The sequence below is a fragment of the Nocardiopsis prasina DSM 43845 genome (assembly GCF_000341265.1).
GTDB lineage: Bacteria > Actinomycetota > Actinomycetes > Streptosporangiales > Streptosporangiaceae > Nocardiopsis > Nocardiopsis prasina.
Genome location: NZ_ANAE01000088.1, coordinates 1 through 13,666, shown reverse-complemented (window position 1 = coordinate 13,666; position 13,666 = coordinate 1). Strand labels below are relative to the sequence as shown.

The 13,666-nt window shown below is 71.6% G+C and carries 15 protein-coding genes and 1 pseudogene (1 of these 16 cut by a window edge); 6 read left to right on the top strand and 10 right to left on the bottom strand.

The annotated features are described in order from the left end of the window. Both D452_RS27790 and D452_RS27785 read right to left on the bottom strand, forming a co-directional pair. Positions 1 to 303 (bottom strand): annotated as a pseudogene (locus D452_RS27790) (type 1 glutamine amidotransferase domain-containing protein) (it extends 212 nt beyond the left edge of the window). A gap of 82 nt (positions 304 to 385) precedes the next feature. Beyond that, positions 386 to 1,063 (bottom strand): hypothetical protein, encoded by a 678-nt coding sequence (locus tag D452_RS27785; protein WP_239646328.1) that lies wholly within the window; start codon positions 1,061 to 1,063, stop codon positions 386 to 388. Between the two features lie 379 nt (positions 1,064 to 1,442). On the opposite strand from D452_RS27785, the gene D452_RS0105955 reads away from it, so the two are divergent. Next, the gene (locus D452_RS0105955; protein WP_017543232.1) at positions 1,443 to 2,054 is read left to right on the top strand and encodes a histidine phosphatase family protein; all 612 of its coding nucleotides are present in this window, start codon (positions 1,443 to 1,445) and stop codon (positions 2,052 to 2,054) included. Between the two features lie 2 nt (positions 2,055 to 2,056). On the opposite strand, the gene D452_RS0105950 is transcribed toward D452_RS0105955, so the two are convergent. Both D452_RS0105950 and D452_RS0105945 read right to left on the bottom strand, forming a co-directional pair. After that, a complete protein-coding gene (locus tag D452_RS0105950; protein ID WP_017543231.1) occupies positions 2,057 to 2,740 on the bottom strand; it encodes a type III secretion system chaperone family protein in 684 nt (227 codons plus the stop codon). Between the two features lie 46 nt (positions 2,741 to 2,786). Beyond that, the gene (locus D452_RS0105945) at positions 2,787 to 3,416 is read right to left on the bottom strand and encodes a helix-turn-helix domain-containing protein (protein WP_040693220.1); all 630 of its coding nucleotides are present in this window, start codon (positions 3,414 to 3,416) and stop codon (positions 2,787 to 2,789) included. A gap of 407 nt (positions 3,417 to 3,823) precedes the next feature. On the opposite strand from D452_RS0105945, the gene D452_RS0105940 reads away from it, so the two are divergent. After that, on the top strand, positions 3,824 to 4,537 hold the full coding sequence (locus D452_RS0105940) for a MerR family transcriptional regulator (protein WP_017543229.1): 714 nt from the start codon (positions 3,824 to 3,826) through the stop codon (positions 4,535 to 4,537). A 113-nt stretch (positions 4,538 to 4,650) separates the two neighbouring features. Here D452_RS0105940 and D452_RS0105935 read toward each other — a convergent pair whose 3' ends face one another. Beyond that, the gene (locus D452_RS0105935) at positions 4,651 to 6,045 is read right to left on the bottom strand and encodes an FAD-binding oxidoreductase (RefSeq protein WP_017543228.1); all 1,395 of its coding nucleotides are present in this window, start codon (positions 6,043 to 6,045) and stop codon (positions 4,651 to 4,653) included. Positions 6,046 to 6,281: 236 nt separating this feature from the next. Here D452_RS0105935 and D452_RS0105930 point away from each other — a divergent pair, with 236 nt between their 5' ends. After that, positions 6,282 to 7,025: an SDR family oxidoreductase gene (locus D452_RS0105930; RefSeq protein ID WP_017543227.1), complete on the top strand. Its 744-nt coding sequence runs from the start codon at positions 6,282 to 6,284 to the stop codon at positions 7,023 to 7,025. A gap of 95 nt (positions 7,026 to 7,120) precedes the next feature. On the opposite strand, the gene D452_RS31825 is transcribed toward D452_RS0105930, so the two are convergent. Both D452_RS31825 and D452_RS27780 read right to left on the bottom strand, forming a co-directional pair. After that, on the bottom strand, positions 7,121 to 7,294 hold the full coding sequence (locus D452_RS31825; protein ID WP_338042018.1) for a hypothetical protein: 174 nt from the start codon (positions 7,292 to 7,294) through the stop codon (positions 7,121 to 7,123). Continuing rightward, positions 7,278 to 8,324, bottom strand: coding sequence for an erythromycin esterase family protein (locus D452_RS27780; protein ID WP_338042017.1), 1,047 nt, complete (start codon positions 8,322 to 8,324; stop codon positions 7,278 to 7,280). Before D452_RS27780 ends, D452_RS31825 begins: the two co-directional genes overlap by 17 nt. Before the next feature lie 58 nt (positions 8,325 to 8,382). Between D452_RS27780 and D452_RS0105920 the strand changes: the two genes are divergently transcribed. After that, positions 8,383 to 9,147 carry a TioE family transcriptional regulator gene (locus D452_RS0105920; protein WP_017543226.1) on the top strand — a complete coding sequence of 255 codons (765 nt, stop codon included), beginning with the start codon at positions 8,383 to 8,385 and terminating at the stop codon, positions 9,145 to 9,147. Between the two features lie 271 nt (positions 9,148 to 9,418). Here D452_RS0105920 and D452_RS0105915 read toward each other — a convergent pair whose 3' ends face one another. Genes D452_RS0105915 through D452_RS0105905 form a run of 3 tightly spaced genes read right to left on the bottom strand, consistent with a single transcriptional unit; the run spans position 9,419 to position 12,053 of the window. Next, positions 9,419 to 10,261, bottom strand: coding sequence for an ABC transporter permease (locus D452_RS0105915; protein WP_394297084.1), 843 nt, complete (start codon positions 10,259 to 10,261; stop codon positions 9,419 to 9,421). Next, entirely contained in the window at positions 10,261 to 11,232 is a 972-nt protein-coding gene (locus D452_RS0105910) for a daunorubicin resistance protein DrrA family ABC transporter ATP-binding protein (RefSeq protein ID WP_017543224.1), read from the bottom strand. The genes D452_RS0105915 and D452_RS0105910 overlap by 1 nt, the downstream gene beginning before the upstream one ends. Next, the gene (locus D452_RS0105905) at positions 11,229 to 12,053 is read right to left on the bottom strand and encodes an alpha/beta hydrolase (protein WP_017543223.1); all 825 of its coding nucleotides are present in this window, start codon (positions 12,051 to 12,053) and stop codon (positions 11,229 to 11,231) included. Before D452_RS0105905 ends, D452_RS0105910 begins: the two co-directional genes overlap by 4 nt. Before the next feature lie 213 nt (positions 12,054 to 12,266). Here D452_RS0105905 and D452_RS0105900 point away from each other — a divergent pair, with 213 nt between their 5' ends. Both D452_RS0105900 and D452_RS0105895 read left to right on the top strand, forming a co-directional pair. After that, the gene (locus D452_RS0105900; RefSeq protein WP_017543222.1) at positions 12,267 to 13,007 is read left to right on the top strand and encodes a hypothetical protein; all 741 of its coding nucleotides are present in this window, start codon (positions 12,267 to 12,269) and stop codon (positions 13,005 to 13,007) included. A 15-nt stretch (positions 13,008 to 13,022) separates the two neighbouring features. Then, positions 13,023 to 13,666: nucleotidyltransferase domain-containing protein (locus D452_RS0105895; protein WP_017543221.1), on the top strand; the 644-nt coding region annotated here is incomplete at its 3' end.

Sequence of the window (13,666 nt, the reverse complement as noted above, 5' to 3'; positions counted from 1 at the left end):
GGCGGGGGGGAGCCGCACCGCGTCGGCGTCCGACCTCAGGTTGTCCGGATTGATGGTGCCGCCCGGAACCACGAGCGCGTCGTAGTCGTCGACTCCGACCGCGGAGACCACCCGGTCCACCGTGAACCGGTCCGCCGGTTCGATGTCCCCGTTCATGGCCTGGATCCGACCCTCGTTCAACGAGACCAGATCCACCTGGGCGCCTGCCTCCGCCAACGCCTGGCGTGGTTGGACCAGCTCCACCTGCTCGACCCCGTCGGCAGCAAGAATCGCCACGCGCCGTCCGGTGAGTGGGTCAGCCATCGTGTCCCCCTGTGCTCCTCGGAAGCGCGGACCCGGACGGGCCCGCTCACACGTGCGGCCCTACCCGCCCAGCCCCCTCCGCTCACGTGCCCGCGCCGGATCGGTCCGCCTCCACGGGAGCAACCACTCTCCCCGGCCCCGTCCACGGGCGGGACGCGGGTGGTGGCACGGACAGCCACGAACCACGCGCCACCACGGTGAGGGGTCGGCCGGTGGAGTCACTGAGTTCGTGGACGTCGTCCGTACGCACCACGACGTGGCGGCCACCGACCTCGCGCACCGCGCGGACCAGGTCGGTCTCGTCCACGTGCGGGGGCACGCTCACGTAGAACTCGTCCGGGGCCCCGCTGCCGTCGGGGTGGACCTGTCTGAGACGGATGTCGACCCCCAGCGCGGCGAACCCGCCAGCGAGAGCGGCCAGACCGCCCGGCCCTTCGGCGACGCTGACCCGCACGCTCCAGAGCCGGTCCTCGGCGGGAGACGCGGAACCGGCCGGGTCGGGATCGGGGGCGGTGCCCGTGTGAGCGGATGGTCGGCGGCGCGTCCGACAGTGCCTGCGCCAACGGTGCAGGGCGGAGAAGGCGAGGAGCAGAACCCCCAGCACGATCAGGGCCCGGACCCCGCTGTCACTGTGTCCCAGGGAGACCACCAGCAGGTGCGCCGACCCGGCGGCGAACAGCAGGGTCCCCATCTCCAGCACCTCGCGGCCGAAGAATCCGTGACGGTCGTCGTTTGCATGGCTGCCACTGAAAGCGTCCATGCCCCCAAGGTGCCAAGCCCAGGTTGCGCCCGTTCGCTGTTTCGTGTCACCACGGTAACGACGGAGAGTGATGTCGCTCACGGCTTTGCGCAGACTTGGTGACTCCGGGTGAACTCCACAGAGGGGGTGAACGTATTCACGTGGGTCCGCGAAGGCCTCGCGGTCGATGACAGGGGATGGCCAAGCATGAGGCCAGCGACGAGGCGGATCACGACCGGAGCGTTCGCGACGACGGTCACCGGAGTACTGGCGGCTGCACCGGGCACAGCCGCGCACGCCGGTGAGGAGGTCCCCGAGCCGAACGTGTCCACCACGAACCACGCGCCACGACGGCGGATCGTAGGGAGGACCCACCCCCCGTCACCAGAAAGGGCCGCCCATGGCCGCGACCCGTCACCTGTACCTTGCCCGCCACGCCCAGGCCGACCCCGACACCGGAGAACTCACCGAGACCGGACACCTCCAGGCCGACCTGCTCGGGGCCCGCCTGAGCGAGTTCGCGCCCCACACCCTCTGGCACGGCCCCCTGCCCCGCGCCGCGCAGACCGCCCACCTGGTGGCCTCCCACCTGGAGGACGTGACCCCGGTGGAACTCCCCGAGGCCGGGGACTACGCCCCCCACCTGCCCCGACGCCACGAGCTACCCACCGCCCACGCCGACGGCGTCCTCGACTTCCTCAGCCGGGTCCCGGCAGCCGAACGCTCCCCCGAACTCGGGCAGCGGGCACTGGAACTCCTGACCGGCCCCGTGGAGGGCGGAACGGACCGGCGCGAGGTGGTCATCACCCACGCCTACCTCGTGGCCTGGCTCGTCACGGCCGCACTGGACGCCCCGCCCTGGCGGTGGGTGAGCGTGGGCGCCGCCAACGCCGGACTCACCGTCATCCGCTACGCCCCCGACACCCCGGCCTCAGTGGTCACCCTCAACGAACTCACCCACCTGCCCGACGACCTGCGGTGGACGGGCTTCCCGCCGCACCTGCGCCCCTGACCTCAGCCCCGGGTCCCCTCCCACACCTGGGCGGGGACCCGCTCCATCAGGTCGATGAGGGTGTCGGCGGTGGCCACGGCCTTCTCGGGCTCCAACGCGCCCGTGTACCAGGTCAGGAGGTGGTCACCCGTGAAGCGGAACGGAATGCGCTCCTCGGCGCGCTCCAGCAACCACGCCCGCAGCTCCGGTCCCAGCACCGCCAGGGCGAACGCGTCGTCCTCGGCGGCGATCCGGAAGGTCTCGTCGAAGGTCGACTCCCCCACCTGGAGGTCGTGCACCCCCAACAGTCCGAGGAGGGTGTGACCGAAGTGCTCGTTCCCGACCTCCAGCGTGGGGGTGCGCGGCGTGCTCACGGCGACGATTCCGAAGCAGTGCTTCGTGGTCGTCGTGTTCTGACCGTTGTGGCTGCTCGTCGTGTAGCTGTACTCGAAGGCCAGGACGCTGTGACCCCGGCGCTCGGCGGTCAGTACGTGCCTGGCCTTGGCGTTGGAACGCCCCCGTCGGAAGGGCGTTCCCCTGAACCGGGCGACGAGTTCGGGGCGCTCCCTGTCGTAGGTCCAGCCCCGTTCACCCGCCCAGGCCTCCAGGGCCTCCGATCGCCGCCGCTCAGCGGCCGAGGACATCATCGCGATCGCGACGATGATGACTACGGCGATCGCCATGATCGCCAGGGTGCCACCGGACATAGGGAAACTTCCTCTCAGCGCGGCTCTCCACCCACTGAGACGCCCTTCACTCCTCGCCTGGTTCCCCCCTTTTCCCGGAGTCCTGTCTGGGGCGCACCCGCACGTGCGCGCGCTCACCCTGGGGGCCGAACAGGCCCAGGTACTCGACCGGCCCCGGGCCGGGGTTGGCCAGCGCGTGCGGGATACGGGTGTCGAACTCGGCGACCTCCCCCGGCTCCAACACCATGTCGTGATCGCCCAGGACCAGCCGCAACCGCCCCTCCAGGACGTACAGCCAGTCGTGCCCCTCGTGGGTGCGCTGTTCGATCTCCTCCGCCGGAACGGTGAGCGGGGCGTTCACCGTCGGGTTGGTGATCCGGTAGGCCTGGAGTCCGCCCGGCCTGCGGTTGAGCGGAACGTAGGTGACTCCGTGGCGGACGAACGACCCGCGCCGAACCCGGGGGTCCCGCACCGGGGGCTGCCCCACGAGCCGGTCCAGGGGCACCTCGTACACACGGGACAGCGGCAACAGGAGTTCCAGGGTGGGGCGCCGCTGCCCCGACTCCAACCGGGACAGGGTGCTCACCGAGATCCCCGTCTGCTCCGACAACCCTGCCAGCGTGGTGCCCCGTTCCCTGCGCAGGGACCGCAACCGCGGCCCCACCGCCTCCAGCACCGGGGTGAGTTCGTCGTCCATACCCCGAATCTGCCACAGCCCGCCCTCCCCCTCGCACCCCGGCGGGGACGACGTGCCGTCCTCACCGGCCGCGACCCGGTACCAGCGCCAGCACGCGGCGAGAGTCTCCTCGGGCGAGTCGCCCGCCGAGTCCCACACCGGGCGCGGTACCGGGAGCGGCTCCTCCCATGGCTCCCTCCGCTCCTCCACGCGCTGGACGTGTTCCCACGAGACCGTCGCAGGGGTTCGACGGACTGGTCCAGGGGGAGTCCGGTCGCGGTCACGGGTCCGCACGAGCCCATTCGAGACCGCTTCCCGATCCTCCGGGCCGCGTCGCCCCCTCCAGTCCGGGCGGGCGGCCGCCACACCCCGCCGAAGGGACGCCCCGCGCCCTATCCTGATCACCCACACCCAGGGAGGACCACACCGTGGACGCGCCCACCGACCGGCTACGCCCCATCGACCTGGCCCGGGCCGCCGGCATCTCCACCCAGCAGGTACGCAACCACGCGGACGAGGGCGTCCTGCCCCCGACATCCCGCACCGACTCCGGCTACCGGATCCTCACCGACCTCCACCGACGGGCCCTGCTCACCTTCCGCGCCCTGAGCGCGGGTTTCGGCGGCGCCACCGCCCGCGGTGTCATGGCCGCCGTGCACGAACACGACCTCCCCGCGGCCCTGGCGCTGATCGACGCCGCCCACCACACCCTGCACGAACAGCGCACCGCCCTGCATGCCACCGGACGGGCCCTGGCGGCGGTCGCCGAACACGCCCCCGACGCACCGGCCGCGCCCGGAGGTGAGCTGCGCATCGGCGAACTCGCCGACCACCTGGGCGTCCGCACCTCCACCCTGCGCGTGTGGGAGGACGCCGGACTGCTCGAACCCCGGCGCGAGCACCCCACCGGGTACCGCCTCTACTCCCCCGCCGACGTACGCGAGGCCCGCATGGTGCACCTGCTGCGCCAGGTCCGCTACCCGCTCTCGGACATCCCGCCGGTCATCCTGGAACTGCGCCGCAGCGGCGACAGCCGCGCGCTGCACACCGCCCTGGGCCAACGCGCGGACGAGCTCACCCAGCGCTCACGGGCCATGCTCACCGCGGCCGCCCTCCTCGACGACTACGCGCGCACGGTGTGACCCCCGCGCCCCGCCGCCCGGCCTCGCCCCCCACACGGACGCGGGCCGCCCGGGACCCACCCGGACGACCCGCAACCCCTCCTCCTCAGGCGCCCCCACCGGGTCGCCGACGCTCAGTCCCGCTCCCCCTCCAGAGCGAAGACCTTGCCCGGATTGAAGATCCCCGCGGGGTCCAGCGCTCCCTTGACCGCCCGGTGCATCGCCAGCACGTGCGGGCCCAGCTCGTCGGCGGCGCCGCGCATCTTCAGCAGACCCACGCCGTGCTCGCCGGTGACCGTCCCGCCCACAGCCAGGGCCTCGTCCACGATCACCTCGAACGCCTGCTTGGCCCGACGCTTGGCCTCCTCGTCACCGGCCGGGACGATGAACAGCGGATGCAGGTTCCCGTCACCGGCGTGCGCGATGTTGCCGATCCTGGTCTCGAACCGCTCCCCGGCCGCCTCGATCGCCTCCAGCATGTGCGGGACCCGCGCCTTGGGCACGCACACGTCCTCGGTCAGCAACGGCCCCAGCCGCTCCAGTGCCGGGTAGGCCAGCCGCCGCGCCTGGAAGAGCGCCTCGGCCTCCTCCTCGTCGGTGGAGCGCACCGCGTACACGGCCTTCTCCTGTTCGAAGCACTCCAGGATGCGGTCGGCCTCCTCCTGACCGGCGGCCCCGGGAAGGTCGCTGCGGGCCAGCAACAGGACCTCTCCCTCGGCGGACAGGCCCATGTTCTTCCACTCGTCCACGGCCTGGAGGCAGAACCGGTCGATGAGTTCCAGGGCCGAGGGCACGATGCCCGCCGCCGACACCGCGGCCACCGCCCGCCCGGCGTCGGTCAGGGAGTCGAAGTAACCCACCACGGTGTGCTCCACGCCCCGGCGCAACGGCACCAGACGCAACGTCACCTCGGTGACCAGCCCCAGAGTGCCCTCCGAACCCACCATGAGCCCGGCCAGGTCGTACCCGGTCACCCCCTTGGCGGTGGTCCTGCCCAGCCGCACCACCTCACCGGAGCCCACGACGGCCTCCATGCCCAGCACGTAGTCCCGGGTGACCCCGTACTTCACGCAGCACAGCCCACCGGCGTTGGTGGCCACGTTCCCGCCGAGTGTCGACCACGGCGACGAGGCGGGGTCCGGCGGGTACCACAGGCCGTCCTGGGCAACCCTCGCCCGCAGCTCGTCGTTGACCACGCCCGGCTGGACCGTGGCGGTCTGCTGGACGGTGTCCACCTCCAGCACCCGGTTCATCCGCTCGAAGGAGACCACCACCCAGCCCCGTCCGGCGTTGGCCGCCCCCGACAGCCCGGTACCGGCGCCGCGTCCGACCACCGCGACCCCCCGGCCCGCGCAGATCCGCACCACCTCGGCGACGTCGGCGGTGTCGCGGGGCCGTACCACCGCCGCCGGCGCTTCGTAGGGCGCCCACTCGGCCTCGTCATGCGAGTAGCCCTCCATCACGGCGGGATCGGTGACCACCTGTTCGGCCCCGATCGCGGCCACCAGCTCCTCGACGACCCCCGGCATGGACCCCTCCTTCACCCTGTGTGGCGGCGCTCACTGCGCCGACGCTGCCAGCACTCTAACGGGACGCCTCACCCCACGGGTCACCCACGTACCAGGACGAACGCCCACAATCCCCCACACCACGCCTCGGCAAAGCACGACGAAAACCCACCAAACATCCACAAAAGCGGACCAGTGCGGTGTTAGCTTGTCCCCAACGGCCCAGACACACCACCCACGGCCGCGGAGGTGGGCACATGAGCACGATCCTGGTCACCGGTGCCACCGGAACCCTCGGCGCCCCGGTCGTGGAACGACTACGCCAAACCGACCACCAGGTCCACACCCTCAGCCGCCACCCCGACCCGCAGGACCCGAACGCCCACGCCGTCGACCTGCGCACCGGCGAGGGACTCGACACCGCCCTGACCGGAGTCGACACCGTCGTGCACTGCGCCAGCAGTCCCACCGGCGGCGACCTCCAGGCCGCCACCCACCTCCTGCGCTCCGCCAGGGCCAACGGCGTCACCCACCTGGTCTACGTCTCCATCGTCGGCTGCGACAGCGTTCCCCTGGGCTACTACCGCACCAAGCACACCGTCGAGGAGGCCCTGCTCGCCTCCGGGCTGGGCGTGACCGTCCTACGCGCCACTCAGTTCCACCAACTCGTCGCCGCGGTCTGCGCCCGCGCCGCCCGCCTGCCCGTGATGCCCTACCCCGACGTCGATGTCCAGCCCGTCGATCCCGGCGAGGTCGCCCTGCGCCTGGCCCGACTGGCCCAGCAGGAACCCTCCGCACGCGTCCCCGACCTGGGCGGACCCCGCGTCGAGTCCTTCCACGACCTGGCCCGCGCCTACCTGGACGCCACCGGCACCTCGCGCCGCCTTCTACCGGTACGCCTGCCCGGAGCGACCTTCGCCGCCTACCGCGCCGGAGCCCACCTTGCTCCCGAGCACGCCGTGGGCCGCACCACCTTCGCCGAGTACCTCGCCCACACCTGAGACTCACCCTCGACGAAGCGGCGGTACTCACGGGGACCGGGGCCACAGCCGAGTCGGCGAGCCCGCCGCGCGTGCCCGCGCCCCCTTCTCCGCGCCTACTCGCCGCTGCTGGTCGCGCCCTCCGAAGGCGTGACCTCCCGAACGAACACCAGACCGTCGCTGTTCGCCAGGTGCGCCGGGTCCAACGGCGCGTAGCCGAACCACGGCGACTCCCGGGCCTCGGCGGATCCCTCACCCAGCACCCGCGCCAACTCAGGGGCGTCCACCACACACCGCTCCCGACCCAGCGCGTACAACACCCCCTCCACACTCCCCTGGGGTGGCTCCTCCACCCCGTGGTGACGCAGTGTGCCCAACGCGGTGGGCAGGAACGCGTACCCGCGGCCCAGCACTCCACCACTCCATCAACCCCTGCCACATCCGCATCGAACTCCGCTCCCGTTGCAGGTGGGAGTTGTGCGCGTGCACCAACACCGGTCCACGATCGGCCAGGGCCAGGAGGTTGTGCGCCATCATCTGATCCCGCACCCCCAACAACCGGGTGATACGCGCGGGCGAGGTGTCCGCCAACCAGTGGTGGTAGCGCAACAGCCCCACGGCCGTGCGCCCGTACAGCTCGGCCTGGGCCAGTTCCGCGCGCGAGGTCGCCCCCACCAGGTACGGAGCCTGCGCGTCCAGCAGCGAAACCAGGTCGTCGGCGATCAACCGCAACTCCCCGGCCTCAGCGGACCGCCCCACCGACCGGGCCGGGTCCATCATCGCCTCCGGGGCGGTCCAGGGCCCGTCCGACCCGAGCAACCGGTCCAGGTTCCCGGCGGTACAGGGCAGCAGGTCCGCCTCAACCTGTTCGGCCAGGTGGTCGTACAGGGCGCTCAGGGCCTGCCGGGGACTCTCGGCGCCCGAGATCTCCAACGGACCGTCGAACCCGGCGAACCGCACCCGCTCACCCACCGGGCGCCCCTCGTTGTGGGCGCGCATCCACCGCACCAGTTCACGGTTGGCGGCGTAGCTCCCGAAACCGTGACTGAACCCGCGCTCCATCACCTCCTCGAGCGTTCCGTGGCCGAAGGTGACGTACTCGTCCACGACCAACCCCCTCAGACAGTCGCTCTCCAGCGCGATCGTCCGGTACCCCTCCTCCTCCACGAGCCCCCGGAACAGGTCGTTGCGCACCCACAGCAGCGTGCCGTCGTCGTGCGTGGGCTCCCCCAGAGCCAGCACGCGCGGCCGGTCGGAGAGCAACCCCATCACCGAGGCAGCCCCGAGCACATGCGCCGTGTCCTTTGTCCGCTTATCCATACCTTCGACGGTATCGCTGAACCCTCGGTGGAGACTTTCACGCACTAGCATCGAAACCATGGCAGAAAAGCTTCAAAGCGGGGTTCGCCTGAGACCGATCGACCTGGCCCGTCGGCACGGGCTGTCCACCCAGGCGATCAGGAACTACGAGGCCGACGGCATCCTCCCGCCCGCCGAACGCAGCCCCCACGGATACCGCTCCTACACCCCACGGCACGCCTCGGCCCTGCGCGCGTTCCTGACCCTGTCCCCCGGCCACGGCCACCAGCGGGCGGCGGCGATCATGCGGGCCGTCAACCACGGACACGTGGAGGAGGCCCTGCACGAGATCGACCTGAGCCACGCCCAGCTCCTCGACGACCGCCGCACCCTCACCGCCGTCCGGAACGCGCTCCGCGACCTGGACTCCACGCCGACCACGGCCACACCACCGACCACCAGGGTGCTCTCCGGGCTCACCACCACGAACCCCACACCCGGAACCGTCTTCATCGGACAGCTCGCGGACCGCCTCGGCGTCCGACCGGCCACCCTGCGCAAATGGGAGAACGCCGGACTGGTGTTCCCGGTCCGCGACCCGCGCACCGGCTACCGCGTCTACGACGACGCCGCGGTACGCGACGCCCAACTGGTCCACCAGCTCCGGCGCGGCGGCTACCTGCTGGAACAGATCGCCCCGCTCATCACCCAGGTGCGCTCGGCCGGCGGCCTCCAACCGTTGGAGGAAACCCTGGACGGCTGGCACCAGCGACTCGATGCCCGAGGCCGAGCCCTCCTGACCGGCGCCGCCCAACTGGAGGCCCACCTGTCCACACACGCGTGAACCCAGACCCCCTGCACCAACACCCCCGGAGTCTGCGCGCCCTCGTGCGCCCCCGAACACGGGACCCTCCCCACCAGCCGCCTTCCGACGGACGAAGGTGGGTACGAACGCGAACGGTTCGAGGACGAGACCCTCCCGAGGCCGGCCGACCGGCCTCCTCAGCCGCCAGTGCCCCAGGCGTCCGAGCCAGGCCAGCACCAGGGACAGCGTGCGACGCAGCCGAAGGAGCGGTGAAGACAACAAGAGAGTGACCGCTACGCCCGACGCGAAGTCAGCGACCCAGCTTCCGGTAACGCCGCATCGCCAACGGAACGAACACCGCCATCAGCACCAGCGGCCACACCACCGCCATCAACACCGCGTTCTGCGCCACCCACGACTCACCCACCACCGTGGTGTTGCCGAACAACGCACGGCAGGCCAGCACCGTCGCCGACAACGGATTCCACTCGGCCACCGGCGCCAACCACGCCGGGATCACCTCCGCGGGCACGAACGTCTCGGCCACCATCGCCAGCGGGAACACCAGTGAGAAGAACTTCATGGCCGCCTCGGGACTGCGCACCAGCAACCCCAGGTAGATCCCGATCCACGTGAACGCCAGGCGCAGCAGCAGCAACAACCCCAACGCGGCCAACGCCGGCACCGGTCCGTTGTGCCACTGCCACCCCACCAGCAACCCCATCCCCACCAGAACCAACAGGTCCACCAGGGCCGAGACCACGTCGGCCATACTGCGCCCCACCAACAACGCGGACGGTGCCATCGGCAACGTCCGGAACCGGTCCACCACACCCCGGCCCACGTCCGTGACCACCGCGATCGTCGTGTTTCCGATCCCGAACGCCATGGTCAACGCGAACAGCCCCGGCATCAGGAAGTCGCGGTAGTCCTCACCGCCCACCCCCATCGCCGCGCCCATCGCCTCACCGAACACGAAACCGAACAGCAGCACCGCCAGCACCGGGATCATCAGCGTCCCGACCACCTCGTCGGGCTTGTACAGCAGGTGCGCCAGGTAGCGGCGGGCGACCACGGCGGAATCGGCCACCGCCCAGCCAGCCCTTCCCAGCAATGCTCGCGGCCCCCGCCGCTCACGCTCCACGTCCGGGATCACGACCGCTCCTCCGCCACCGCGCCACCGCGCTGCCCGGTCAACCCCAGGAACACGTCATCCAACGTCGGACGCCGCAACGCGATGTCCTCCACGTCCAACCCGGCCTCGTCCAGCGCCCGCACCACCTTGGACAATCCCGCACCGCGCCCACACACCGGCGCGCTCACCCGCAACGCGTCCCGGTCCACCTCCGGCGGCGCCCCGGCCATCCGGCCCAGCACCTCCACCGCCACCGGCAACTCCTCGACACCGGCCACCACCACCTCCACCCGGCCACCACCCACCCGCGACTTCAACTCCTCCGGGCTTCCCTCGGCGATCACCCCGCCCCGGTCCAACACCGACACCCGGTCCGCCAACCGATCGGCCTCCTCCAGGTACTGGGTGGTCAGCAGCACCGTCGTACCCCCCGCCACCAACTCCCGGACCGCCCGCCACACCTCGGCCCGGCTGCGCGGATCCAACCCGGTCGTGGGCTCGTCCAGGAACAGCACCCGAGGATCCAACACCAGCCCCGCCGCCAGATCCAACCGGCGGCGCATCCCACCCGAGTACGTGCGCACCGAACGGTCAGCCGCCCCCGTCAGGTCGAAACGCTCCAACAACTCCACGGCCCGCTCCCGAGAACGCCGCCGCCCCAGGTGGTACAGGCGACCGAACATCTCCAGGTTGCGGCGCCCGCTGAGGATCTCGTCCACCGCCGCGTACTGCCCCACGAACCCGATCCGCGAACGCACCAGCCGAGCCTGCGAGGCGACATCGGCCCCGGCCACCCTCGCCCGGCCCCCGTCGAACCCCAACAGGGTCGCCAACACCCGCACCGACGTGGTCTTACCCGCACCGTTGGGCCCCAGCAGTCCGTGCACGGTCCCCGGCGCCACCGCCAGGTCCACCCCGTCCAGAGCCACCCCACCCCCCGGGTAGAGCTTGCGCACCCCCTCCGCCAGGATCACCGGTTCGCCACTCACGAGACCACCTCCGCCACCCGCACCCGACCCGCACGACGGGGACGCGGCACCGCCACCGGCGTCACCTCCTCATACCGGCCCACCGCGATCCGAGCGATGTTGCGCACCGACTCACTGCCCGGCCGGTAGTACGAGCAGTGCCCCGGGATGTCCCCGGTCCCGAACACCCGCGCCCCGTACCCGCGCCGCAGCGGCGAGGGCCCGTGCCCCGCCTCCCCCACGTGCCCCCGGGGAAAGAACCGGATCCAGTCACTGGGCCCCCGTGCCGCCCACAGGTTCCCCGAGAACCCCAACTCCTCCCGCGAACGCGTCCCCATGCCGGGGCTGCCCAGCGCCACACAGTCACTGACCCGCCCCCGCCCCAGGGCCAGACCGCACACCACCGTGCCGTAGCTGTGCCCCACCAGCGTCACCCGCGCAGCACCGGGCAGGAACCGGGTCAACCGCACCAGGTCCTGCGCCCCCTCCATCGCCGGACGGCGCGAGACGGCCTCCCCGAACCCGCGCGGCGTGCGGTACCCCACCCACACCACCACCGCCACACGCTCCCCCGGCGCCACCTCACGCATCGTGCGCAACAACGTCTCCCCGTTGGCGCGCGGCCGCGTGGCCCTCTTCTGGTTAAAGTAGTTGCCCAGGTAGTTGTCGTTGCCCGGCACCAGGACCGCGACATGGTCCGCGGTGGCCGCGTCCCCCAACTCCTCCACGATCCGACCGTCCTCGGTCCCGTCACAGGCGAGCAGACGAACCCCGTACCCCTGGGCGCGCTCATAGCGCAACGGCTCAGGGGCCGGAATGGTGGATGGGCCCGCCGCGATCATGACTCTCCCCGGGGTTCCTCGTACAACAGGCTTCTCTGACACCCTCAACGCTAGAACCACCGGTACGACCGGCACGATGACGCAGACACCCACTTACAGGTCCACTCCCACCCACCTCCCGCAGTGGTGCCAGCACTACCGGAACCCCGACCCGCTCGCCTGACCGGCAACAATCCGCTTGCCCACCACCGGGAGCCCTGCCACGATGCACCCATGCCGATCGTGACCCTGGCCCAGCGCCCCGACCTCGCCGAGGTCCTGGAACGCCCCGAGCTCAACCCCGGCCCCGAGCTGATGTTCCACGACACCGTCGCCCACGGGTACTGGAACCGTCTGGCGCGGGAGTTCCCTGAGTACCAACTCGCCCTGGTACGCGGCGACGAGGTCATCGCCCGCGCCAACAGCGCCCCGCTGGCCTGGCACGGAACCCCCGACGAACTCCCCGACGAGGGCTTCGCCTGGGCCCTGGAACAGGCCTTCCACGACAGGGACGCCGGACGCGCGCCCACCATCGCCTCCGCCCTGTACATCGCCGTCTCCACCAGCCACCAGGGAGCCGGAGTCAGCGCCCTCATGGGACAGGCCCTGCGCGACAACGCCACCGAGCACGGACTGACCGCGCTGGCCGCACCCCTGCGCCCCACCCTCAAACACCGCTACCCGCTGATCCCCATGGCCGAGTACGCCAGCTGGACCCGCGAGAACGACGGCCTGTCCACCGACCCCTGGCTCCGCACCCACCAACGCCTGGGCGCGCGCCTGCTTCACCCCTGCGAGAGGTCCATGACCGTGGAGGGCACCGTCGCCCAGTGGCGCCAGTGGACCGCCATGGACTTCCCCGGCAGCGGACGCCACATCGTCGAGGGCGCCCTGGCACCCGTCACCATCGACCTGGCCGCCGACCGCGGCACCTACGTCGAACCCAACATGTGGGCCTGGCACCCCCTCGCCTGACCCACCGGAGCGGACATGACACCACCCCCCACCCAGGGACTGCGCCCCGACGGCACCATCGCCCGCGAAGGATCACCGGACCGCGTCCCCGCCGCCTTCACCCCCGTGGTCAAAGCCCTGCGCACCCGCCTCCACCAGGTCTTCGGGCCCCGCATGCACAGCGCCTACCTGTACGGCAGCATCCCCCGGGGCACCGCCGTCCCCGGCGTCTCGGACCTGGACGCCCTGGTGGCCCTGCACACCGACCCCGCCCCCACGGACCGGGACCGCGCCCGAGCACTCCTGGAGGAGATCGACGCCGACTTCCCCCAGATCGACGGCGGCGGGATTCTCCTGGACGGGGTGCCCGCCCTGACCAGCGAACTCGAACGGCACGACTCCGGATTCTTCGTCGCCTGCCTGTGCACCCCACTGACCGGCCCCGACCTGGCCCGGCAACTGCCCCGGTACCGACCCACCAGCCTCCTGGCCCGCGAGACCAACGGCGACCTGCACCTGACCCAGTCCCGCTGGCGCACCCGCCTGGCCGAGGCGACCACCGACGACCACCTCCGCGCGCTGAGCCGGGGCGTGGCCCGCCGACTCACCCGCACCGGACTCACCCTGGTCATGCCCGCCTGGGGCGGCTGGACCAGCGACCTGACCCTGGCGGCGGAGGG